This window comes from Paenibacillus allorhizoplanae, from assembly GCF_927798215.1.
GTDB classification, from domain to species: Bacteria; Bacillota; Bacilli; order Paenibacillales; family NBRC-103111; genus Paenibacillus_E; species Paenibacillus_E allorhizoplanae.
Genome location: NZ_CAKMMW010000031.1, coordinates 22,485 through 46,240 on the forward strand (window position 1 = coordinate 22,485; position 23,756 = coordinate 46,240).

Annotated in this window: 17 protein-coding genes; 7 read left to right on the forward strand and 10 right to left on the reverse strand. The window is 47.6% G+C overall.

Annotated features, from left to right (window positions below):
• Positions 1–6: 6 nt before the first annotated feature.
• The 3 genes from L6I86_RS31550 to L6I86_RS31560 form a co-directional block, all read right to left on the reverse strand.
• A complete protein-coding gene (locus L6I86_RS31550) occupies positions 7–834 on the reverse strand; it encodes a carbohydrate ABC transporter permease (protein WP_236292665.1) in 828 nt (275 codons plus the stop codon).
• A 20-nt stretch (positions 835–854) separates the two neighbouring features.
• On the reverse strand, positions 855–1,799 hold the full coding sequence (locus tag L6I86_RS31555) for a carbohydrate ABC transporter permease (protein ID WP_236292667.1): 945 nt from the start codon (positions 1,797–1,799) through the stop codon (positions 855–857).
• A gap of 214 nt (positions 1,800–2,013) precedes the next feature.
• Positions 2,014–3,459 carry a DEAD/DEAH box helicase gene (locus tag L6I86_RS31560; protein ID WP_056611872.1) on the reverse strand — a complete coding sequence of 482 codons (1,446 nt, stop codon included), beginning with the start codon at positions 3,457–3,459 and terminating at the stop codon, positions 2,014–2,016.
• 127 nt (positions 3,460–3,586) lie between these two features.
• On the opposite strand from L6I86_RS31560, the gene L6I86_RS31565 reads away from it, so the two are divergent.
• From L6I86_RS31565 to L6I86_RS31590, 6 genes are all read left to right on the forward strand, one after another.
• The gene (locus L6I86_RS31565; RefSeq protein WP_420851960.1) at positions 3,587–5,173 is read left to right on the forward strand and encodes a spore germination protein; all 1,587 of its coding nucleotides are present in this window, start codon (positions 3,587–3,589) and stop codon (positions 5,171–5,173) included.
• A 38-nt stretch (positions 5,174–5,211) separates the two neighbouring features.
• Positions 5,212–6,399, forward strand: coding sequence for a Ger(x)C family spore germination protein (locus L6I86_RS31570; RefSeq protein WP_236292669.1), 1,188 nt, complete (start codon positions 5,212–5,214; stop codon positions 6,397–6,399).
• 6 nt (positions 6,400–6,405) lie between these two features.
• Positions 6,406–6,639: a hypothetical protein gene (locus L6I86_RS31575; protein WP_236292670.1), complete on the forward strand. Its 234-nt coding sequence runs from the start codon at positions 6,406–6,408 to the stop codon at positions 6,637–6,639.
• A gap of 22 nt (positions 6,640–6,661) precedes the next feature.
• Positions 6,662–7,762 (forward strand): GerAB/ArcD/ProY family transporter, encoded by a 1,101-nt coding sequence (locus tag L6I86_RS31580; protein WP_236292672.1) that lies wholly within the window; start codon positions 6,662–6,664, stop codon positions 7,760–7,762.
• A gap of 121 nt (positions 7,763–7,883) precedes the next feature.
• On the forward strand, positions 7,884–8,630 hold the full coding sequence (locus tag L6I86_RS31585) for an ABC transporter ATP-binding protein (RefSeq protein ID WP_236292673.1): 747 nt from the start codon (positions 7,884–7,886) through the stop codon (positions 8,628–8,630).
• Positions 8,627–10,588, forward strand: coding sequence for an ABC transporter permease (locus tag L6I86_RS31590; RefSeq protein WP_236292674.1), 1,962 nt, complete (start codon positions 8,627–8,629; stop codon positions 10,586–10,588). The genes L6I86_RS31585 and L6I86_RS31590 overlap by 4 nt, the downstream gene beginning before the upstream one ends.
• Here the strand turns inward: L6I86_RS31590 and L6I86_RS31595 are convergent, their stop codons facing one another.
• From L6I86_RS31595 to L6I86_RS31610, 4 genes are read right to left on the reverse strand one after another with little or no spacing between them, the layout of a single operon-like run.
• Positions 10,589–11,581, reverse strand: a complete 993-nt coding sequence (locus tag L6I86_RS31595) for a sensor histidine kinase (protein ID WP_236292675.1) — start codon at positions 11,579–11,581, stop codon at positions 10,589–10,591.
• Positions 11,578–12,252, reverse strand: coding sequence for a response regulator transcription factor (locus tag L6I86_RS31600; RefSeq protein ID WP_236292681.1), 675 nt, complete (start codon positions 12,250–12,252; stop codon positions 11,578–11,580). Before L6I86_RS31600 ends, L6I86_RS31595 begins: the two co-directional genes overlap by 4 nt.
• A gap of 24 nt (positions 12,253–12,276) precedes the next feature.
• The gene (locus L6I86_RS31605) at positions 12,277–12,750 is read right to left on the reverse strand and encodes a GNAT family N-acetyltransferase (RefSeq protein ID WP_236292683.1); all 474 of its coding nucleotides are present in this window, start codon (positions 12,748–12,750) and stop codon (positions 12,277–12,279) included.
• 6 nt (positions 12,751–12,756) lie between these two features.
• Positions 12,757–13,191, reverse strand: a complete 435-nt coding sequence (locus tag L6I86_RS31610; RefSeq protein ID WP_236292685.1) for a GNAT family N-acetyltransferase — start codon at positions 13,189–13,191, stop codon at positions 12,757–12,759.
• 174 nt (positions 13,192–13,365) lie between these two features.
• Between L6I86_RS31610 and L6I86_RS31615 the strand changes: the two genes are divergently transcribed.
• Positions 13,366–14,238 (forward strand): AraC family transcriptional regulator, encoded by an 873-nt coding sequence (locus L6I86_RS31615; protein WP_236292688.1) that lies wholly within the window; start codon positions 13,366–13,368, stop codon positions 14,236–14,238.
• 618 nt (positions 14,239–14,856) lie between these two features.
• Here the strand turns inward: L6I86_RS31615 and L6I86_RS31620 are convergent.
• Genes L6I86_RS31620 through L6I86_RS31630 form a run of 3 tightly spaced genes read right to left on the reverse strand, consistent with a single transcriptional unit; the run spans position 14,857 to position 23,754 of the window.
• Complete coding sequence (locus L6I86_RS31620) at positions 14,857–16,284, reverse strand: DHA2 family efflux MFS transporter permease subunit (RefSeq protein ID WP_236292690.1); 1,428 nt, start codon at positions 16,282–16,284, stop codon at positions 14,857–14,859.
• A gap of 38 nt (positions 16,285–16,322) precedes the next feature.
• Positions 16,323–16,550 (reverse strand): MbtH family protein, encoded by a 228-nt coding sequence (locus L6I86_RS31625; RefSeq protein ID WP_236292691.1) that lies wholly within the window; start codon positions 16,548–16,550, stop codon positions 16,323–16,325.
• A gap of 25 nt (positions 16,551–16,575) precedes the next feature.
• The gene (locus L6I86_RS31630; protein ID WP_236292693.1) at positions 16,576–23,754 is read right to left on the reverse strand and encodes an amino acid adenylation domain-containing protein; all 7,179 of its coding nucleotides are present in this window, start codon (positions 23,752–23,754) and stop codon (positions 16,576–16,578) included.
• Positions 23,755–23,756: the final 2 nt, after the last annotated feature.

Genomic DNA, 23,756 nt, shown 5'->3' on the forward strand with positions numbered 1-23,756 from the left:
TGGTGTTTAACCTTTTACCCCACCCATGGAGATCCCTTCGATAACCTGCTTCTGTCCAATGATGAAAATGATCAACAAAGGCAAGATCGCTGAAACGGATGCGGCCATGATGAGGGAGTAGAACTCGCCATTTAAATCGGCAAAGGAATGAATGCCCAGCGGAAGCGTGAATAACGACTTGTCTCTTAGGAAAATCAGTGGATTCTGGTAATCATTCCAGGTCCAGATAAAGCGCAGGATCGCATAAGTCGCAATCGCAGGACGTACAAGCGGTGTACAGATGGTCCAGAAAATGCGGGCATGACCAGCGCCATCAATCCTTGCAGATTCCATGTACTCATCATGAATACCAAGATAGAACTGACGCAGCATGAAGGTACCCAGTACGCTGAAAGAGCCTAGAAGAATAAGTCCTAGATGCGTATCATACAGGTGCATCGAACGAAGCAGAAGGAATTGGGGCACCAGAATCGCCTGACTTGGAATCATATAAATAGCAAGAACGAGAACAAAGAGAACATTCGAACCACGGAACTTAATTTTGGAGAAAGCGTAAGCTGCCATGGATGAAAATAGTACGGATAATGCTGTCGTGATGACAGAAACCTTAATCGAATTCCAGTAGTATAGCGGAAATTTCGTCGTCCAAACTGTTTTATAATTTTCAATCAGGCTAAAATGTTTCGGAATCCACTGGATCGGGAAGACGAAGACATCCAGTTCTGGCTTCATGGAAGCGGATATCATCCAAAGGAATGGCGTCATGAACAGGATCCCGAAGAGGGCCATTACGATCGTTATAATAATCTTTTTGAGACTTAATTTGTTATCCATGTGTTTACCTCCATTCTATTTTAGTAGTTGACCCATTTACGTTGGCCGAACCATTGAATTAATGTAATCAAGAGAACCAGAATCACAAGCACAATCGCCATCGCAGAGGCATAACCAGATTGTAGGTTAACGAAGGCTGTTTCATATAAACGGAATACCACAACACTCGTTGAATTTGCAGGACCGCCATTCGTTAGTACGGAAATGACATCGAAAACTTTGAAGGTTCCGATAATACCCGAAACGAGCAAGAAGAACGTAGTTGGCGACAATAAAGGCACGGTAATGCCGTAGAACTGTCTCCATTTCGATGCCCCGTCAATATCAGCAGCTTCATACAAATCCTTCGGAATAGATTGCAGCCCTGCCATGAAAATAATCATGTTGTACCCAATATTGATCCATACCATCAGCCCCATCACACAGTACAAAGCGTAATCAGGATCAGCCAGCCATTTCGGCGGATTCGCAAAGCCCCAGTCCATCAACGTCTGATTAATGGGTCCGTACGTAGGATGGAAGAGAACTTGAAATACGATCGCTACCGCAACAACACTTGAAATATAAGGAATGAAATAGATAACTTTGAAAACACCTTTGAAATACACTTGCTTATCAATCAGCACTGCTAAAACCAGTGAAATAATGAGTGTTAACGGTACAACGACCAACAGAATCATATTATTTTTCAATGAAAGTAGAAAAACACTGTCATGAATCAGCTTTATAAAGTTGTCCAATCCCAGGAATTTCACCTTCGAAAACCCGGCAACAAAATTCCAATCGGTAAAGCTCAATAAGAAGGAAGCGATGATTGGAAATAACGTGAAAACGAATAAGCCAATGATCATGGGACTAACAAAAAGATATCCGGCCAAATTCTCTCGAATTTGCTGTTTAGACTGTTTAGATTTCACTTTAGTTCTTGGGATACTGCCTGCTTGCGATTGTATATGGTTAGCCATGAAATTCACCCCATGTCGTGTTTTCTATAGTCTACCTTGTGTGCGATTCATGGATAAGTCACAGAATTGACCCTTTCGAGTAATATTTTAACCTGCAGCGTCGATTACTATTAGAAACCGAGCATGCGATCGGCTTATGTCTTGCTATAATCATCGTTACAGACCTCACGCAAAAAAACCAGAACGCCACTTGGCCCTCTGGTCTCCTACATCCTTACTTATTCGCTTCATGCACTTTCAGCAATTTCCCCTTGATGGTTGTGTTCTTCATGATCTTGAGCACCATCGGCCCTTTGCCATTCAAAATGTCGACGTACGACACATTATCCTGAATCGTAATGATGCCGATATCCTCCGCGGTGACACCTTCAATCTTGGCTAGGGTGCCGACAAAGTCGACGGCGCGAATCTTTTTCTTTTTGCCCCCGTTAAAATAGAGCTTCATGATGCCCTTGTTCAACTGGTCACTGCGATCCCTCTTGATGACAGGCGTCGCCTGCATCTTCTGATCGAAGGCTGCTTGCTTTGCGGCAACCTCCTCGGAATCCGGTGCATCCTTCCTTGGAATTTCGAAGCCTAGGTAGCCCTCGATATCCGCTAGGAACTTGTCCTCATGCGGCGTTACGAACGAAATCGCCTTGCCCGTCTTCCCTGCTCGTCCTGTCCGTCCGATCCGGTGGACGTAGCTTTCCTTCTCCATCGGAAGATCATAGTTGATGACATGCGTGATGTCCTCCACATCGATCCCACGCGCCGCGACGTCCGTGGCCACGAGGAATCGGAACTCTCCGCGCTTGAATGCATTCATGACAAGGAAACGATCATCTTGAACCATGCCGCCGTGAATTTTATCACAAGGAAAATCTAGCTGATCGAGTTGGTTGTAGAGCTTATCGACATGCTCTTGTGTCCGGCAGAAAATAATACAGTTCTCCGGATTCTCCATCACGAGCACATTTTGAAGCAATGGCCACTTCTCGTTCTCCCTTACTGTGATGAGAGAGTGTTCGATCTGAACCTTCGCTGCTTCCGGTGTTTCAATCTCGATATCGATCGGCTTCCGCAAATATTGATGACACAGCTGCTCTACATCCTTCGGCAAGGTTGCCGAGAAGAGCATCGTCATCCGATCCGTCGGCAGCTCATCAATGATTGCCCCGACCTGTTCAATGAAGCCCATCCGCAGCATTTCGTCCGCCTCATCGATGACCAGATATTTCAGGCGCTCTACATCCAGCGTCCCTTTCTGAATATGATCCAGCACACGCCCTGGTGTACCAACGACCACGTGGCACTTCTGATGCAGCTCAATCTTCTGCTTGGCAAAAGGCTGCTTCCCATACAGAGCAACCGCTTTAATCCGCTTAAAACGTCCGATGTTCGTCATATCTTGCTTCACTTGATCAGCGAGCTCCCGTGTCGGCGTCAGGATGAGGGCCTGCGGCCTGTTCTCTTCCCACTCTACCAGCTCGCAGATCGGTATGCCGAATGCCGCCGTTTTCCCGCTTCCCGTGCGGGATTTGACCGTCAGGTCCCGCTCCTGCAGTGCGATCGGAATCACCTTATGCTGCACATCTGTCGGCTGCGTGTAACCTAGTGTAGTTAGCGCACGCGTAATATCCTCACTTAATTGATAATCGTTAAAGCTTCTTGTCGTCACGATTTGACTCCCCTTCTTGTTGCTGTGGCTCTATTCTACTACATCTGGAGGCGGAAAAGAAAAAACAGGAGTGAAATACCCAACATTAGGCAATAGTAACAAAAACAAGTCAGGATGATAACGCTCAATGAAGAACTCCATCTTTACCTTCATGCAGAAATTATTGAAACAAAAATACCAACCGGATACAACTGTAAACAGCGAAGTCAATCGCATTCACACGATGCCAGATCAGCTGGAAGAGATCCTGCTCATGATAGGAGAAGGACTAGGGCATAGCACAGATCTTGTGATTCGAAGAATGATGATACCATCCGCGCCTCCCTGCAAGGCTGCCATTGTGTACATGGATGGACTTGCGAATGTCAAAGAAATTCTGGACTCCCTTCTTATCGATTATCGATCCGAAGATATCCACCTCCCCTTGCTAGATAACATAGCACCGTTATCTCTCATCAAAGAGTACTTATTGAAATCAGGTGAAATCACAGGTACTTCTGATTTTGAAACGCTCTATCATATGATTTTATCTGGAGATACAGTCATATTAGTGGATGGGTATAACGAAGGAATTTGCGCGAACTCACGAGACTGGAAAGATCGCGGGGTCACCGAACCCTCGTCTCAGACGGTTGTAAGAGGGCCTCGCGAAGGTTTTTCCGAATCCTTACGCACGAACACCGCATTAGTTCGAAGGAAAATCAAAGATCCTCATCTATGGATGGAAACTAGGCAGATTGGCCGTGTAACCCAGACCGACGTCGCCACCATGTATATCAAAGGACTCGTGGATGACACGATTGTCGAGGAAGTACGTACCCGATTAGCAAGGATCGATATTGATGGGATTCTCGAGAGTGGATACATCGAAGAGCTCGTCCAAGATGAAGCCTATACGCCATTCCCTACCATATTTAATACAGAACGACCCGATGTTGTTGCAGCAGCACTACTAGAGGGACGAATCGCAATCTTAGTAGACGGCACACCATTTGTTCTCATTGTACCTGCCGTATTTACACATTTTATGCAAGCAGCGGAAGATTCTTACCAAAGGGCAGATATCAGCTCATTAATCCGTATTCTCCGATATGTATCGCTGATGATGGCCTTACTCGCTCCTGCTGCCTATATTGCGGTGACGACCTTTCACCAAGAGATGATTCCGACAACACTGCTCATTAATATTGCTGCACATCGGGAGGGAATCCCGTTCCCTGCGTTTATTGAAGCACTTCTTATGGAAGTTACGTTCGAAATCCTACGGGAAGCCGGGATCAGAATGCCTCGTACAATCGGCCAAGCGGTATCCATTGTAGGTGCACTTGTCATTGGACAAGCTGCTGTTGAAGCTGGCTTAGTGGGACCAGCAATGGTCATTATCGTCGCGATTACAGCCATCTCTACCTTTATTATCCCTTCCTTTAACATGGGAATTTCTATTCGGATGATCCGTTTCATCCTAATGATACTCGCTGCATCGCTTGGTCTATATGGGATTCTCATTGGCATTATTGCCCTGGTGCTGCATTTATGCAGCTTGCGTTCTTTTGGCGTTCCATACCTAGCTCCATTCGCGCCTTATCATGTGGAGGATCAGAAGGATAATGTCATTCGCCTCCCTCATTGGGCCTTGTTGAAGCGTCCTAGCTTTATTAGTTCAAATAATAGACAGAAACAAACATATAATCCCCCACAGAAACCAGAAACCTAGTCGTGATTAGCCAAATCTGGGGAAGGTGATCCATACGAATGATTAAACGAGCTGTACTTATTGTCCTCATCCTGTTGATCATAACGGGGTGTTGGAACCGCAAGGAGCTTGATCAGATTTCCATAGCGACAGCTATTGGCATTGATAAACAAGGGGAACATTATGATATTTCGGTCCAATTACTCAACTCCGATGAAATCACGTCATCGAAAGGTGTTGGCCAGCGACAGCCGGTTGTGACACTCCAGATTAGCAGTGGGAGTACGATTTTCGAGTCATTCCGCAAGCTGACAACGAGCTCACCACGTAAAATCCTTTCTTCCCATCTACGTGTACTTGTCCTAGGAGAAGAATTGGCTGGAGAGGGTATCTCCAAGGTGCTGGATATCTTGTCAAGAGATCACGAACTGCGCTCAGACTTCAATATCTTATTAGCTAGGAATGCTACGGCCAATGATATCTTACAAGTGTTGACACCACTAGAGAAAATTCCAGCTAACAAGCTCTATTCTTCTCTCGTCTCATCCGAGAAAAATTGGGGAGTTACCAGCAATGTTGACTTGCATCAACTTATTTACGATCTCGTGGATCCAGGTAAAGATCCCGTGCTTTCTAGTGTTCATATTAAAGGAGACCAAAAAAAAGCAAAGTCCCGCGAAAACTTAAATTCAGTTCTTCCTCCTGCAACATTGGAGTATAAGAGCCTAGGTGTTTTCCATAAAGATCAATTTGTTGGATGGTTAACAGACAGAGAAAGCAAAGGCTACAATTATGCCTTGAGTAACCTTCAAAGTACGATTGTTGCTCTTCCGTGTCAAGCTGGTGGCAAAATGTCCATCGAATTAATGAGTTCAAGATCGAAAATCAAAGCAAGATTCGTAGACCAACAACCTCAGGCCTTCGTCAATGTTCAAGCCGAGGCGAATATTGGAGAGATAGCCTGTAAATTGAACTTAAATTCCACCTATACGATACAAGCCATCGAAGAACAGTTAAATGAAGAAATTAAGCAGACGATCCTAGACGCCGTGGGCAAAGCGAAGGCTTACAGGTCAGATATTTTTGGATTCGGAGCCGCCCTTCATCGCTCCAATTATAAACAATGGAATCACATGAAAGATAACTGGGAACAAGCTTTTGTTGATCTACCTGTTCAAGTGACTGTGCATGCCAGAATCCGGCGTACAGGCTCTGTCGTTGAATCTTTTCTTGATCAAATGGAGTGATTACCTATGATTTGGAGCCTTATTATTGTTCTTGTCTCGCTTTGGACACTGAAAGTTCAAATCAATCATCTAAGAGCAAAGAAACAGTACAAAGAGATTTGGTTCTTTATTCTATTTCTCAGCATCTCTGCCCTGTTTAGCATGGCTGTTAGTTTAAAGATCCCCCTGCTCAATCCATTAGATGTGATTACTTACGTATTCAGACCCATGGGGAAAATGATCACAACCTTACTCACGTAGCTGCAAGTCAAAGGAGTTAGTGATGTTTAATAACGAGAAAATCAGCCTGCGTCAATTTAAAATATTAGTGTTGCTATTCAGCTTGGGAAGTACGATCCTAATCGTCCCATCTGTCCTTACGGCTTTTGCCCATCAAGACGGGTGGCTGTCTGCCGCTCTAGGTATTGCTATGGGTGGAGCAGTGATTGGGCTCTATGTTGCGCTAGGTAATCGGTATCCAACTCACTCCTTAATGGCCTATAGCGAGTTGATCCTAGGAAAATGGTTAGGTAAATGTATAAGCCTCCTCTTCTATATATATTTCCTTCTCATAGCCTCATTGGTTCTTCGTAATGTCGGTGATTTTATTACAACCATCATCATGCCAGAGACACCCATTCAAGTAATTCACTTTGCATTCCTGCTGATTATTATGCTCGGTGCAGGGTTGGGCTTTGAAGTGATCGCCCGTGCTGGGGAAATTTTCCTACCGTGGGTTCTGTTGTGTATTGGTGTGCTAGTTGGCTTTCTGATTCCACAGATTAAAATAGAACGCTTACCACCTATATTTGAAGCAAGTACCAAAGCTATTATTCACGGAAGCTTGTCGGTTCTTTCTATTCCCTATCTGGAAATGGTCGTCTTTCTGATGATCTACCCTGCTATTCACACCAATTTAAAAAAGGGCAAAGGGTTTATTCAAGCAGGCTTTATGGGTGGTATGGTCATTTTTTCCGTAACCGTTTTATGTATCGTCGTACTTGGCTGGGACTTCACCGCACGCCATACGTTTCCTAGTTATACATTAGCTAAAAAAATCCACGTCGGCGGATTCATCCAACGCATCGAAGTATTGGTCGCAATCATTTGGTTTGTCACCATCTATTTCAAACTCGTCATTTGCTTCTACAGCTCACTGGTTGGACTGCAGCAGATCCTGGGCTTGCGTACCTATCGCCCTTTCATCGTGCCGAGTGCGCTTATACTATTTGTGCTCGCCTTTCTTGTTTACCCTAACATCATCTATTTCCGAGATTTTGCTACCAATATATGGCCTCCATATGCCCTTACTATGGGGCTGTTTCTGCCATTAAGTTTGTTGATCGTATCTTATTTTAGGCCTGTAGGCAGGTTGAACAAATGAATAGAGGATTCGTTGTTGCTTCTTCAACCAACATGACAAAAACGTCACTTTAGATCCTGGTATATCGATGGTTAAAGAGTCCATTACTCGATATAGTAAGATGAAGAGGGAGGGCGAAACCATGGCTACAATGATTCAAACGACAAACTTATCCAAATCATATGGCAAAACACAAGTCTTAAAAAATATTGATTTAACGATTGAACAAGGGGAATTCACCGCAATTATGGGGCCATCTGGCTCAGGGAAAACGACATTAATGAATACCCTTTCCACGATTGACGGTTTTAACGGCGGGGAGGTATGGATCGAAGGGAAATCGCTGTTAGATTTGAAAAAGAAAGCCTTACGCGAATTTCGCCAGAAACGCATGGGATTTATTTTTCAAGATTTCAACCTGCTCGATACCTTAACAGTGAAAGAAAATATCCTGCTGCCACTCTCCCTGCAACGAACACCTGTCGCGGAAATGGAGCAGCGATTATCCACCATAATAGAAGATTTAAACATTGCATCGATTCTATCCCAGTATCCGTCTGAAATTTCCGGTGGTCAGAAGCAACGTACGGCTGCCGCACGTGCCATCATTACGAATCCAGCTATTGTGTTTGCCGATGAACCGACGGGTTCACTGGATTCCCGATCCGCTACCCAGTTGTTGGAACAAATTCAATCGCTCAATCACACCTTTAAGACAACCGTTCTGATGATTACCCACGATCCGTATGCTGCCAGCTACTGTCGGCGCGTCATTTTTCTCCGTGATGGCAAAATCGTCAATGAAATGTTCAAAGGCGAACAATCTGAGAAGGAATTCTTCGATCGAATCCTAACGATTCAAAGTGCCATTGGGGGCGACCGGCGATGAGCTTGCTCGATTTATCTTGGCGTAATTTGAAACGAAGTTTTCGGCTATATGCGATTTATTTCATTTCCATGCTTATCGGCGTCATCATTCACTTTACGTTCTCCGCATTAATGTTTAATGCCGATATCTTAGCGGCCATTGAACAAAAGCGAAACTACCAACTGGGCCTATCTATTACCTCTGTTGTGATCTTCCTGTTCATCATTTTCTTCATTTTGTATGCAAATTCATTTTTCATGAAACAGCGCAAAAAGGAATTTGGCATGTACTTGCTGTACGGCATGAGCGAGCGACAAATTACCTCCATGGTCTTTCTCGAGACCTGTTTTCTTAGTGTGATTTCTGTCGTCAGCGGGATTGTGATCGGCGGGTTGCTATCCAAATTCTTCGGCATGCTGCTCATGAATCTGATGCAATATGATGATGTGATTTCCTTTTCTTTCCCGATAGAAGCAGTCGGATCAACCATTCTATTATTCGTCATTCTCATCGGCATCATTAGTGCGCAGAGCTATCTTAGTGTACGCCGAGTACAATTGGTGGAATTATTTCACGCAGTGGCCAAAAGGGACAAGCCGCTTACATTCTCCATGTGGCTTGCGTTGCTAGCCATCTTGTTATTAGGCGTAGCCTATTTTCTCATTAGTCAAAAGGGCGATTCGGTTTTCTGGAGTGATTACCTCCTAGCCAGCATGATTGCCGTGACTGTCGGAATCATCGGTGGGACATACTTATTTTTCCGTCAATTTCTCGGCTGGGTATTGGAGAAGATTAGTCGCAGGAAAACGTATATGGAGGGCAACAAGGTTCTGTGGATTTCTGCGCTGCGTTTCTCCATTCGTGGAAATACGTTAAATCTTACCTTCATTTCATTATTCAGTACGATCGTCATTTTCTTGGTAGGGTTCGTATCGATTAATTATACCGTTCAAATTTTCTCAGCTGGTAAAGAATTTCCGAACCACATTGCGTTTGCATCGCAGGATCCCAATACGCAAAAACAAATTGAACAATTAATTGAAGAAGATCATCACATTACGGGGCATGAAAGAATCGAAGGACTATCTGTAAAGCCAGTTACAGACAGCAGAAGTGCCAATGGAGATAATTTTCAAGAGAACTACCTTCTCTTCTCAGCGTCACATTATAATAACGTCGTCCGTATGCGCAGTGATAAAGAACAAGTGAATGTGCAAAATCAAGAAGCGATAGCTCTTATACAAGGAGCCAGGCCCCTATTGTTTACAGCTAACAACCAGCCGAAATTAACCGTAAACCTTAAGGGAGAAACCACATTCCATCTTATTGAAAAGAAAGACTATGCCTTGCTTAGTAAGGCTACTAACGCAAATGGAGATGTAGGTTTGAAACCGTCCGTCGTGATCATTTCGGATCAAGCCTTCGAAAGGCTAAAGCAAGGGAATGCCCTTGCCTCGTTCGACATCTATCAAATCGAAGATGCCAAACATTCGATTGCTTTATCACATAAGGTTCATGATATTGTTTCAAGAACGCCAGGAACGTACTACGCTGCGTTCATCGATCTCTACTCGATTGATGTTGAAACCTCATCCTTGCTGCTGTTTTCAGCTGCTTTTCTCGCCGCCATCGCCGTATTTGCCATGGGAAGCATCATTTATTTCAAACAGTTGCGAGAAGCGACAGAAGAACAACGACACTATGCGATTTTACGAAAGCTCGGCGTCGATGACCATGAACTGAAATGGGTCATTCGCAAACAATTGCTGTTTGTGTTCTTGCCTCCGCTCCTCTTGGGCATACTGCATAGCTGGTTTATTACGTATTATCCAACTTTGCACGAGGTAAGGAACTTCCCCCAACTCACATCCATTATTTCTGCGATCTTCATCCTGTATGTTGTCATCTACTTCCTGTTCTATGTCTCCTCCACGAGTGTGTACTATAAAATAGTGAGTCAAAAAAACGCAATGAGCTAATCATTGCGTTTTTTGCTGCACAGATACATAAGGATCTTCATCCTTCGGAAAATGTAGGATACATTGCGTATAGACGCCGACTTCGGACGTACATGTAATGTAATGGCCAAGCTTATTTGATAATTGCTGCGCCAAATATAAGCCCATTCCTGTCGACAATGCGAACGTTCGCCCCGTTTCTCCCGTAAACCCACGATTGAATATTCGCGGAAGATCTTGTTGGCTTATGCCAATCCCGCTGTCCCGAATGAACAATTGCTTCTCTTGCGGCGTTTCGCAGATTGAAATGAGGATCTCGCCGCCATTTTCCGTATATTTCAAACTATTCGTTACGAGCTGATTCACGATAAACAGCAGCCATTTCGGATCACTTTGAACCACAAGCGTTTCCGCTTGCAGATGGATACGGATTTTTTTGGAGAAGAATGTTTTCGCATGTGCCTTCACAATCTCTTTCGAGATCTGGATCACATCACAATTTTGAATCGCGTAATCCTGATTAAAGCTATCTAATTTGGCATAATAAAGTGCTTGATCAACGTAATTTTCAATCTTCGCGATCTCTTCCCTTAAACTATTCGCGTCCATATCCGTTTGCTGTAGTAGCCGAAGCACTGCGATCGGAGTTTTGATTTCATGGAACCACGCGACGATAAAGTCATAATGCTCCCGCTGCTTCTCCTGAACGCGATTCATTTCATGAATATGCTGCTTTTTTAGTTCCTCGATCTGTTGCTGGGCAAATTCGCCTTCCAGCGAAAGGCTGTCATACTCCTCACTTTTCATTTGGCGGATTACACGTACGTTCTGCTGGTAGCGGACTAGTAAAAAACCAAGCAACACCATCGACGATAGGACGAAGGCATAGAAGAATGTCCCCCATGCCCAGCCACCATGACTATCCGCAAAAAATACAGCAGCCGAGATCAGAAACCCAGCCAGATATAGATAAATATAAGACTTTTCATAGGCGAGGTAGCGCAGAAAGGTCATTCGATCAAATACCCCATTCCTTTCCGAGTGACAATGAAGTCCTCCAGTCCAAGCGCAGCGATTTTCCTTCGCATCCGGTTCACGTTCACGGTCAATGTGTTATCGTCCACGAACTGCTCTTCATTCCATAGTGCTTGCATGAAGTCCTCACGGGAAACAATTTTCCCAATATTGCGCATGATGAGTTGCAAAAGGATGAATTCATTCCGGCTTAACTCCGTCACTTGTCCATGATATTCAATGGTGGAATTCGTTACATTTAACTTCAAACCTCGATGCATGAATCGGAGGCTCTCTTCTTCCTGATACGTATATTTCCGGCGGATAAGCGCACTGATTTTGGCGACCAGAATATCCAAATCAAATGGTTTCTGGATAAAATCATCCCCACCCATATTAATCGCCATGATGATATCCATATTCTGATTTCTTGATGACAGAAATATGATCGGTACTTTGGACACTACACGTATCTGCTGGCACCAATAGAATCCATCAAACACCGGAAGATTAATATCTAATAGAACGAGGTGTGGTTCTGCCTGCTTAAATTCTGTGATTACCTGGTCAAAACGGGTCACTTCCACTACATCATACTGCCACTTTTTCAACGTATCCGCGACAATCCGCCTAATCTTCTCATCGTCCTCAACCATCATGATTCGATACATGGAATCCCTCAACACTTCCTGTCATTAAGTTGATAGTTTTTTGCGTATGACATACCAACTATCTGTCCGATCTGGATAATATGTATGCTCAATGACTTCATAATGCATCCGTTCGTACACCTTAATATTTTCTGGAATGGATAATCGCACGCCTACCCTCGACTCTTTAAACCCCTGTGCACACGCTTTGTTTTCCACGAAAGTTAATAGTGCTTTACAGATACCCTTTCCCCGGAAATCAGGGAGTACGGATACCCTTCCAATATACATATAATCAGCCACGGGTTCATATCTTGCCGATCCAATAAGCTTATCGCCTTCCCATGTGAGTGCTGCTCCACCTCCGATGTTGAACGTATGGATGGTACGGTCTACCGTTTCCATGAGCGCACCCGAGGGTGGATTGAGCTTGCCGTTGTATTCTTTGAAGGCTTCTATCATGACCTGATAAATGAGTTCGGATTCGTCGATTGAGGCTTCTCTGATGCGCACGGTCATCATTGTTCAGTTCCTAGCCATGTTTCTGACATAATCAGGCATACGTCGCATATATCGCTCTGGATCGTGCTCAAAATCATACTGCTTATACAGCTCATGTGCATCCTTCGTACCCAGCAAGCCTACTAGGTCTTTATAATCATCACAGGTGATCAAGCTTTCCACTAGTTTCTTACCGATCCCCATGCCCCTGTAGTTTTCATCAATAAATACATCGCATAAATAAAACATCGTCGCGTTGTCCGTTATAACTCTAGCGAAGCCCACTTGTTTGCGCCCTTCATATACGCCATAGCATACCGAGTTCTCGATCGCGCGCAGCGTCCTTTCTTCCGGTCGTTTATTCGCCCAATAGCTTCGTGAAAGGAAACCTATGATGACATCTACATCTAGCCGTTCTTTATTATCACTGATAACAAATTGATTCCACGTAATCTCCATCGTATCTGCTCCTCTACTTAACTGGGTCCATTGATTTCCATCTATAATACTACATTCCATTGCCTATCTGTTATCCTCATTTCACCTGCTCGAAATGTCCTGCAAACTTGTGCACGAAATGTCGGATAACTATCTGCGATTCCTGCTATTCTATGAATATAGGAGGTCAGAACCATGGATTTGCTTAAAAACATGAACAGTGCGCTCAAGTATGTCGAAGACAACCTGACAGACACGATCGACACAAGTGAAGTAGCTCGAATAGCCTTATGCTCCGAATATCATTTCAAGCGTATGTTTTCCTTTCTCGCAGGCATTCCGCTTTCCGAGTATATCCGCCGCAGACGGCTAAGTCTTGCCGCTTTTGAGCTCAGAGACAGCAATATCAAAGTCATAGATATCGCCATCAAATACGGGTATAACTCACCGGATTCATTCACGCGATCTTTTCAACATTTACATGGTATTACACCGTCAGAAGCTAGATTGAATGGGCAATCATTGAAAGCCTATCCGCCTATGACCTTCCAAATCACCATTCAAGGGGGAAATGAAATGAATTATCGCATTGAGGAAAAAGAAGCTTTTCATATTGTTGGTATTCACAAACGAGTGCCCCTTATATTTAACGGCGTTAATCCTGAAATAGCCGCGATGTGGCAAAGCTTAAATATGGACTTAATTAACACCCTTAAACAACTCTCCAATGTCGAGCCCATTGGTCTGGTGAGTGCCTCTACCAATTTCTCAGAAGGCCGAATGGAAGAAAAAGGAGAGCTTGACCACTATATTGGCGTTGCTACAACGAATCCGTGTCCCGATAATTTCACACAACTCGACGTATCTGCCTCGACGTGGGCGGTATTCGAAGCCATCGGACCGTTCCCCGAAACGTTGCAAAATGTATGGGGACGCATCTACTCCGAATGGTTCCCTTCCTCTGGCTATGAACAAGTCGCCGGACCAGAAATGCTGTGGAACGCAGATAAGGATACAACTTCGCCTACGTTTCGAAGTGAAATATGGATACCTGTGAAGAGGACGTAGTGAGAGTAATTGCTAGATCGTGAGGAGGCCTCTCTCCAGGGATTCCCCTGGGCTTAGGAACCCTAACCTAACCCAACCACAACCCAACCTCACCCCCCCACTCAGGAATTTTCTCGATCTCTAGTGGTTGCTTTCCATCACCTAACGGACATGAATGCCGTTATATCAAACAGTATAAGCCTTTTCAGAATCTAACGGACACAACAGCCGTTAATAGAGCATAATGACTCCAACTATCTCTGATATTTGGCAAATAGCGGCGTGTGTGTCCGTTAGATTTTCGAAACCTCTGAATCCAAGCAAATAACGTCGTTGGTGTCCGTTAGCAAAGCTAAGAGGCGTGTATCCCCATTATTGTCACCTACTAACCTGACAACCTTGGCCTCACTCCCCGTGACAGGCCAAGGTGACTTGGAGGATCTCTACAGTAGCATATAGAAAAGCTCCTGGATTCCTGCATAATTGCAGGAACTAGGAGCTTTTGGGGTTAGATTACATCACTATTGTATGTGGGAGCAGCTTTTCAGTGCATCCTGCTACTGTAGTGATGTTTTTCATCACTATTGGCAGAGGCGAATGAGTCAGGCGCGGGAGGCTGACATCGAGGAAAGCCCTCAGCTAGACGCTGACCGAGGCCTTCTCCTTAGGAGCGCTACTCACCGCGGGCTTCTTGTACTGCACGCCCGCGGTGTCCCGCTCCCGTAGCGTGAGGGAGAACCCCCACGCTACCGCCAGAAACCCGGCCGCGCCAAGCAGCGCGGCCTGATACGCCACTCGGCTGGTCGCCTCGCTGGCGGCTCCAACAGCAGCGGCATCCGCCGTAGCTGCTGACACGGCCGCCAGCAGGCTGCCGAGCAAGGCCACACCCAGCGCAGAACCTAGCCGGTTCTGCACCTGAAAGAGCGTCGCCGCCTGCCCCATCTGGGGCGGCTCAATCCGGGCAAAGGCCAGGAGCTGAATCGCTCCGACCGTGTGCCCCAAGGTCAGGCCGCCGCTGAGCAGCAGCCCGCGGACCAGCCATGGGTTCGTGTCTTCGCTCACCAGGCAGAGCAGTGCGAAGACCACCATCGCGCAAAGAAGCGCGATCTGGATGATCCGGCGAGGGCCGAGCTTCCTCGCCGTCCACGGCATGAGCTGAGACGCGGCCATAAGGCCGAGCGCCTCGGGAAATGTGGTCAGTCCGGTATGCAACGCGGACGCTTTGAACACATCCTGATACATCAGCGGGAAAATATAGAGCATGCCGAGCAGCCCCGCTGCGGTACACAGTGCGATCATGCCTGTCGTACGATACAGCCGATCCGCGAACAAGCGCAGTTGGAGCATGGGCTGTGTCGTCCGCAACTCAACGAATACCAACGCCGCGAGGAAGATCAAGCCGGTCAGTCCTGTAAGCACAATCTCAGGCGAGCGCCAACCATGCGCCGTCCCTTGACTTAGTGCATAGATCAGCATAGCGAAGCCAGGTGCACTAAGCAGAAACCCAGGTAGATCGAGCTTGCCGACTGCCTGCTTACCGCTTTCTTTTAACCAAATCATCCCAAGTATAATGGCAATAATCCCGATTGGAATATTAATGTAGAAGCACCAACGCCAAGTTAATTGTTCCACGAAAAATCCGCTCACAATCGGACCAACAGCGGGAGCTACTGCAATAGGCAGAATTAAGGAACGAGAGATATTCGCTCTCTCCTGAGGTGGGAAGGCTCTGAACAACATTGCCATCCCAACAGGCGCAATCAGGCCTCCGCCAATTCCTTGAAGGATGCGGAAGAAGATCAACCCGCCAAGGCTTGATGCAAAACCGCAGCACACGGAAGCAACGGTGAATAGCGTTACAGCGATCATCAACATACGTTTGCCGCCGAAACGATCACCCAGCCAACCCGCCATGGGCAGCACTAGCGCCACGGAAACTAAGTAACCGATATTTACTGTTCCTGCAGCTGCCGGTGAGATTTGAAGCTCCTCACAAATAGACAGCAGCGCTACATTCACAATGGTCGCGTCCATGGCGACCAAGAACATCGCCGCTACGTAGACCATTCGGATAACCGTTCGAGGGTTCAGAAACTTGGACTCCGTCATCCTCTCTCCCCGACCGTCACTTCGGACTTGCGCTCGGAAGTTTGCTGGGGACGCATGTCCGTCCAATGTGACTCAATATAAGCCAAGCAAGCTTCTCGATCCTGCCCAAACACTTGCGTCCACCCTGCAGGTACAAGGGCAAAAGCCGGCCAAAGTGAATACTGGCCTAATTCATTAATCAACACGACAAACGCATCGTCTTTCTCCTCGAAAGGGTTGCTCACTTGCTCATCTCTCCTCGTCTTCTAGTTAGTTGCTTTCCCGATACCTTGCCTCTAATTTCCCGGATAAAATACGGCCAATTTCGGCCAACGGACCCGGTTGACACAGATCCTTATGCCGGCAGGCCAGATCATATTGCTCGATCTCCCCATCGATGTAATCCATCCACGTCGCTGGCGCGATGGGCTCGAACCAATCCGGAATCACCGTTGAGTGGACAAAGAGCAGATTTCCTGCAAATTTCCCTGGTCGATACGTGGCCAAAATACGCACCGAGTTCACATAAGTATCCTTCAAGCTCATGATGACGGATGGCTCCAAGCTAGCTAATGCACTGCCGTCACTGCGCAAAATGTCCACAGCCGCCGCCATATCCAACGGTTTATCCCCTAAGCTGTCAGGGTCGTACCCACCCAGTGCTAGCAAGGCAATGAGCGCTTCTTCCTCATTCGGACCTTCGCGAAGCGGCAGGAAGTGACTCGGGAACGCATCGAGCATCACAAGCATAGCGATTTCCTCGCCATCCCCTTGCAGCAGCGAAGCGACTGCATGGGCTACGTTGCCTCCTAGCGACCAGCCCAGCAAATAATAAGGGCCATGCGGCTGCACCGAGCGAATATGCGAGATATAGTCTGCCGCCATTTCCAGTAAATCGCCAGGAAGCGGCTCCGGCCTAGCAATACCTCTGGCTTGCAGCCCATAAATCGGATAATCCGGCCCAAGCGATTTCATCAAGCCGGCGTAGCACCAGCTAAGACCTCCAGCTGGGTGGATACAGAACAGAGGCGAGCGTTTACCGCTCGTTCGCAGCGGCAACAGTACCTCCAGCGCGCCTTCACTGCCGCCGCCCTCCAACCGCTCCGCTAAGCCGGCAACGGTTGGTGCCTCGAACAACGTGCCGATGCTCAAGGATACGCCAAGCGCTTCGCGAATGCCGCTCATGAGCTTAACAGCCAGTAGCGAGTGGCCTCCGAGATCGAAGAAACCATCGTCGATGCCAACTCTCGGCAGTCCTAACGTCTCTGCATAAAGATCGCAAAGAATTTCTTCTTGCGGCGTACGAGGCCCTCGGCCTACAGCCGATAAAGAGAAATCCGGCGCAGGCAGCGCCTTGCGATCCAGCTTGCCGTTCACCGTGAGCGGAAGCTCCGCGATTTCTACGAAAGCTGATGGCACCATATAGCTCGGCAAAGCTATTCCCACTTGATGACGCAGTGCCGTTACATCCAATTCAACCTGCGAGTCTGTGATGACATAGGCGACTAGTCTTTTATCCCCAGGCGTATCCTCACGCACAATAACCACAGCTTGCGACACACAATGAACCTGTGCAATGACCGCTTCGATTTCACCTAATTCAATGCGGAAACCGCGGATTTTGACCTGATGATCAATGCGTCCGATATAATCGAGCGTCCCATCCTGACGCCAGCGAGCCAAGTCACCCGTCCGATACATCCGTGTACCCGGAGCGCCATAAGGATCTGCAAGAAAGCGATCTGCCGTCAAGCCTGAACGGTTCCAATAACCGCGCGCAAGACCTGCACCAGCTACATACATTTCGCCAGTCACGCCCGGCGGCACATGCTGTAAATAAGCATCCAGCACATATACGCCAAGATCAGGAATCGCACCGCCGATGAGACTATTCGCCTTACTTTCGGTCATCTCGCGCGTAATCGGATTATAGCTGACATGAACTGTCGTTTCCGTAATGCCGTACATATTAATTAACGTAGGTACATGATCCTCATGCCGGTCGTACCAATCTTTCAGATGACCCAAGTCCAAGGCTTCTCCGCCAAAAACAACGTAACGAAGCGCCAGCGCCTGACCTTGCAGCGGATTTTCTTTATCCGCTTGCATCAACTGGTAGAACGCCGACGGCGTCTGATTCAGTACGGTAACTTGCTCGTCACACAGAAGTTTTAGGAACTCATCTGGCGAACGCGTAATGCGATGCGGTACAACAACGAGACGTCCACCATGGAGTAAAGCGCCCCATATTTCCCATACGGAGAAATCAAAGGCATACGAGTGAAATAAAGTCCACGTATCCTGCGCATCAAAATGGAACCAATCCTCTGTCGCTGAGAACAATCTCACGACATTGCTGTGCGGGATGACGACACCTTTGGGTTTCCCCGTCGAACCAGACGTATAAATGATATAGGCCACGTTATCCTGCGATAACGGCGCAACCCTATCATCGTCCGTTGGATTAAACTCGATGTATCGACTCAGAATTTCACTCGTCGCCGGTTCATCCACGATTAATACGTCCTCACCGCTTAGAATAGCGGCAGTCTCCAAGCAGCCAATCACACAAGCAGGCTGTGTATCCTCCAGCATGAATGCCAAGCGATCCAACGGATAATCCGGATCCAACGGTAAGTACCCCGCACCTGCTTTCAACACAGCGAGCATGCCGACCAGCATCGTTGTTGACCTCGGAAGGAGTAACCCGACGATCTGCTCAGGTCCGACACCTTGGGCAATCAAGTAATGGGCCAGTTGATTCGCCTGTACATTCAGCTCGGCATAGGTGAGCGATTCTCCTTCATAGACAACAGCTACGGCATCTGGATACAGCTGAACCTGAGCCTCGAGCAACGTCACAACATGGGAAGTGACAGGGAACTGGTCTGCGATTAATCGTTCAGCATCGACAACACGGCTCAATCGTTCCTCTGGTGTCAAAATATCCAGTAAGCCAATCGCCTTATCCGGCTCTGCCCAAGCTTGCTCCAGCAAAAGCTGCAAGCGAGATGCGAGCTTCTCAACAGTTTCACGTTCGTACAAGTCACTCGTGTACTCGAACCAGCCATCTATTCCTGCTGGTGTACCATCTTCCCCTCGCCGTTCACGGAATTCAATTGTGAGGTCGAACTTCGCACGTCCCACGGTATCCAGCCTAAGCTCCGCATCGATACCTGGAAGGATAAGGGATGGCTCGGGTGTGTTTTGGAAGGCGAGCATAATTTGGAACAGCGGATGCCTGGCTCTCGATCTGACAGGATTCAGAATTTCAACCAATCGCTCAAAGGGCACATCCTGATGATCATACGCCGCCAAATTCACAGACCTTACCCGCTCCAACAGCTTGCGGAAGCTTGGATCACCCGAGGTATCTGTCCGCAGCACAATCGTATTAATGAATAAGCCGACCAAATCTCCTAACGCATCATCGTTACGTCCTGCAATCGGACTTCCCAGTGGGATATCTGTGCCAGCACCTAATCGTGTAAATAAGGCCGACAATCCCGACTGAATAACCATGAACAAACTAGTACGACTTTCGCGAGCAAGCTCCAACAATCGCGTATGCAAATCGACGTCAATTCGCATCGCAATCGTATCTCCGCAGTGTGTCGCCTCAGCAGGACGCGGATAATCGGTTGGCAACTCCAATTGATCGGGCAGATCCTGGAGGGCATGGCGCCAGTAGTCCACTTGACGAGCAATCAAGCTATTCGGATCACTTTCATCCCCTAGCAATTGCTCCTGCCAGATCGCATAGTCCGCGTACTGTATCGGCATAGGCGACCAAATCGGTGCCTCAGCTCGCGTGCGAGCTTCATAGGCAGCTGATAGATCCCGGGTCAGCGGATCCAGTGACCACCCGTCCCCAACAATATGATGCAGAAGCAATAATAAGACATGCTCATTCTCACTTAGGTGATACAAATGAACGCGGAACGATGGTTCTGTGGCTAGATTAAATCCGTAGCGCACAGCGAGCGCAAGCTCATCTTCTAACTCAGACTCCGAAATCGTTGCCGTTTGCAAATATACCGGACAATCGGCTCCATCCAATACAAGCTGCGAGGCTTCCCCATTATGCTCTGGAAAAATCGTACGCAATGTCTCATGCCGCTGAACGATGTCTTGCACCGCAGCTTGCAATACCAAATCATCCACCGTACCCGACAAACGTGCAACGAGCGGAATATTATAGGTCGGGCTCGGCCCTTCCAGACAATTCAGGAACCATAAGCGACGTTGGGCAAAAGAAAGCGGAGCTTTCGCCGTCCGAATGGCCGGACGAATCGGTGGTCTAGCTGCTGCCGCCGAATCTATCCGTTTCGCAATCCCTGCTACCGTTGGTGTCTCGAATAGGCTCGCGATGCCCAGTTCAACACCCATGACTTCACGTATGCGGCTCATAAGTCGACCGGCGAGCAAGGAATGCCCACCTAGATCGAAAAAGTTATCGTCAATGCCCACGCGTGGAACACGCAATATTTCAGCAAATAGTTCACGTAGGATTTCCTCTTGTGGCGTACGGGCCGCTCTACCTGCCGTGTTTGCCTGATAATGAGGTGCAGGCAAAGCTTTACGGTCCAACTTGCCATTCGGTGTTAATGGTAATTCCTCGAGGAAAACGAAGGCTGATGGGACCATATAGTCCGGCAATCCCGCTGCCAAATACTCACGTAAAGCCGCTGCATCAACTACAGCCCCGCTAGCCGCTACAAGATAAGCGACGATCCGTTTATCACCAGGCTGCTCTTCTCGTACAACAACTGCTACCTTGAGAATGTCCGGATAGTCAGTCAAGACCGTTTCAATCTCCGAGATTTCAATGCGGAATCCACGGATTTTGATTTGGTGATCGGCACGGCCGCAGTAATCCAAGTTGCCATCTGGCAGCCAGCGAGCAAGATCACCGGTGCGATACATCCGCGTGCCTGGAGGGCCATAGGGATCAGCCACAAATCGCTGTGCTGTCAACGAAGGACGACGCAAGTAGCCAATCGCTAAACCATCACCAGCGATGTATAAATCGCCAGTTACGCCAGCAGGCACAGGCTGCAAGCCGCTATCCAGAATATACAGCTGCGTGTTCCAGATCGGCCGGCCGATCGGAGGCTTGTTGTATTTGTCCTGTTCGGAAAGTGCAATAAACGTCGACCAGATCGTCGTTTCAGTAGGTCCATAGAGATTCGTCACTTTACAGTCGAGCGCTTGGAGATCGCGCAGCAATCCGTTAGCCAGAGCCTCACCGCCTACTAGAATGCGTAGGCCTCGAAGCGACTCTGGGGCTTGCTCAACAAGGGCATGCCAAAGTGACGGTGTCGCCTGCATCAGCGTGGCACCGGAAAATTGAATGATTTTAGATAATGCCATCGGATCTTGAATCGTACGTTTATCAGCAATAAGAAGCTGTGCGCCATGCAGCAAAGGCAAGAAGATTTCGAGTACGGAGATGTCAAAGGCAACGGTGGTAACCGCCAGTAGACGATCTTCCACTCCTAGGTGAAACTGTTCTTGCATCGCAAAGAGGAAATTCGTGAGATTTCCATAGGAAATCGCCACACCCTTCGGCTTACCTGTAGACCCTGAAGTATATAGAATATAGGCGGGGTCCGACATGACAGGCGTACTTAGACGATCCTCATCCGATAAGTTTGTAGCACCAAGAACAGCCAGTTGCTCAATTGTAGCTGGTTGATCCAGGACCAACTGATCCTGATTAGCCCCAGTTTGAGGCAAGCGTGTCGACGTTTCAATATTGGTAATCGTGACTAAGGCCTGTGCATCCTCGAGCATATAACCAATGCGATCCGCAGGATACTCAATATCGAGCGGCAAGTAGGCAGCACCGGTTTTATGTACAGCCAGCATGCTGACGATCAGATCAATCGAACGCGGCAAGGCAAGCGCCACGATGCGCTGCGGTCCTGCACCTTGTGTAATAAGCAGGCGAGCAAGCTGGTTGGCACGAGCATTTAAAGTACCATAATCCACGGCTTCCTCATTGTGAAGGATAGCCGTGCTGGCCTGGCTCAATCCAGACTGAACTTCGAACAAATCCGTAGATCTCTTGGCAGGCACAGTACGTGCCGTATGGTTCCATCGTATTAGCTCTTCTGTGCGTTCGTGGACAGCAAGAAGCTCGATTCGCCCAATAGGCTCTGTCGTGGGAGCAGCTGCCAGCTTGCCAAGCAACTGCACAAATCGCTGATGATGCGTCTGCAACTCCACTTCGGTATACAGCTCTGGATTGCCATCCATATCGACCTGCAAGCCACTGCCATCCGCTTTCAGATACACATTGATCGCCAGATCATCAACAGGTCCTGCCGATAAATTTGTTTTGCTCCCTGCATATCCATTGAAATTCAAGTTAATATCGAAAGGCATGATATTAACGAGAGGGCCAAACAATCTGCGGTTATCTGCGACACGTTTCAGATCACGCCGAAGCTCCTCATGGCGATAGCCTTGGTGCTTGCGAATCTCGCGAATCTCACGCGCAACCTGCTGTACCAGCTCTGAGATTGTCATGGCAGGCTTCACAGCTAATCGCAGCGGTACAATATTCATCACCATCGCAGGTGTATTGAGCGATACAGAGCCCAATCTTCCCATCATCGGCAGCCCTAGTATAATTTCTGATGCTCCAGTGAGTCGATGTAAATACGTGGCTACCGCAGCCAGCACAAGATCCGACCATGCCGCTGCATGTTGTTGGGCTGCACTTCGCAGGTTTTTGGCTTCCGACGAAGACAGTTCCGTTGTGCATCGTAAGAAATGATCGGAAGGCCGCGGAGAACGATCTACAAGACTGACCGCATCCGGCTCGTCGGCAAAACGATGCAACCAGAATTCACGGTCCTTCTGCGCCTTCTCCGAACGGCGATACGCTGCATCCTCGTCCAAGACTAGCTGCCAGGAGCCGAAGCTCCCCTCCGCCAGTGGAAGATGATTCATCATCGCTGTATAGACTTGGGCTACCCGCTTCGAGAGCAGGGCAAACCCATAGCCATCCATCACAATATGATGAATGCGTTGGTACCAGATGAAGCGGTCTTCTTTTATTTTAAACAGCGCCTCGGTAAATAACGGTCCTCTCCCAAGGTCACAAGGCTTCGCAAGATCTTCGTTCATCCAAGCACGTGCTGTTTGGGTTGGTTCGTTTTGTTGGCTGACATCTATATAGTGGAGAGACCAGGAAGATGAGCTTGCGTTCGTAACTTGCCATGGCCCTTCCCCATTTTCTTCGAATAACACATGAAGCGATTCTGCTTCTTGCACGACTTGGCGGAGCGCCTTTTCAAAAGTTACCGGATCGACCGGGCCGTCAATCTCGACATATTCCCCTGTATTGTACATGGGATTACTTGGATCTAGCTGTTGGGCATACCAGATGCCTGATTGCGCACCCGATAAGGGAAGACGCAGCGTTGAAGCGACTAGCATGT

Bases quoted from the DNA above. Each gene is read 5' to 3' on its own strand.
- L6I86_RS31565 (WP_420851960.1), top strand. From the start codon at position 3,587: ATGAAGAACTCCATCTTTACCTTCATGCAGAAATTATTGAAACAAAAA.
- L6I86_RS31630 (WP_236292693.1), bottom strand. From the start codon at position 23,754: ATGCTAGTCGCTTCAACGCTGCGTCTTCCCTTATCGGGTGCGCAATCA.
- L6I86_RS31570 (WP_236292669.1), top strand. From the start codon at position 5,212: ATGATTAAACGAGCTGTACTTATTGTCCTCATCCTGTTGATCATAACG.
- L6I86_RS31585 (WP_236292673.1), top strand. From the start codon at position 7,884: ATGGCTACAATGATTCAAACGACAAACTTATCCAAATCATATGGCAAA.
- L6I86_RS31600 (WP_236292681.1), bottom strand. From the start codon at position 12,252: ATGTATCGAATCATGATGGTTGAGGACGATGAGAAGATTAGGCGGATT.
- L6I86_RS31575 (WP_236292670.1), top strand. From the start codon at position 6,406: ATGATTTGGAGCCTTATTATTGTTCTTGTCTCGCTTTGGACACTGAAA.
- L6I86_RS31605 (WP_236292683.1), bottom strand. From the start codon at position 12,750: ATGACCGTGCGCATCAGAGAAGCCTCAATCGACGAATCCGAACTCATT.
- L6I86_RS31580 (WP_236292672.1), top strand. From the start codon at position 6,662: ATGTTTAATAACGAGAAAATCAGCCTGCGTCAATTTAAAATATTAGTG.
- L6I86_RS31615 (WP_236292688.1), top strand. From the start codon at position 13,366: ATGGATTTGCTTAAAAACATGAACAGTGCGCTCAAGTATGTCGAAGAC.
- L6I86_RS31555 (WP_236292667.1), bottom strand. From the start codon at position 1,799: ATGGCTAACCATATACAATCGCAAGCAGGCAGTATCCCAAGAACTAAA.
- L6I86_RS31550 (WP_236292665.1), bottom strand. From the start codon at position 834: ATGGATAACAAATTAAGTCTCAAAAAGATTATTATAACGATCGTAATG.
- L6I86_RS31590 (WP_236292674.1), top strand. From the start codon at position 8,627: ATGAGCTTGCTCGATTTATCTTGGCGTAATTTGAAACGAAGTTTTCGG.
- L6I86_RS31620 (WP_236292690.1), bottom strand. From the start codon at position 16,284: ATGGTCTACGTAGCGGCGATGTTCTTGGTCGCCATGGACGCGACCATT.
- L6I86_RS31595 (WP_236292675.1), bottom strand. From the start codon at position 11,581: ATGACCTTTCTGCGCTACCTCGCCTATGAAAAGTCTTATATTTATCTA.
- L6I86_RS31610 (WP_236292685.1), bottom strand. From the start codon at position 13,191: ATGGAGATTACGTGGAATCAATTTGTTATCAGTGATAATAAAGAACGG.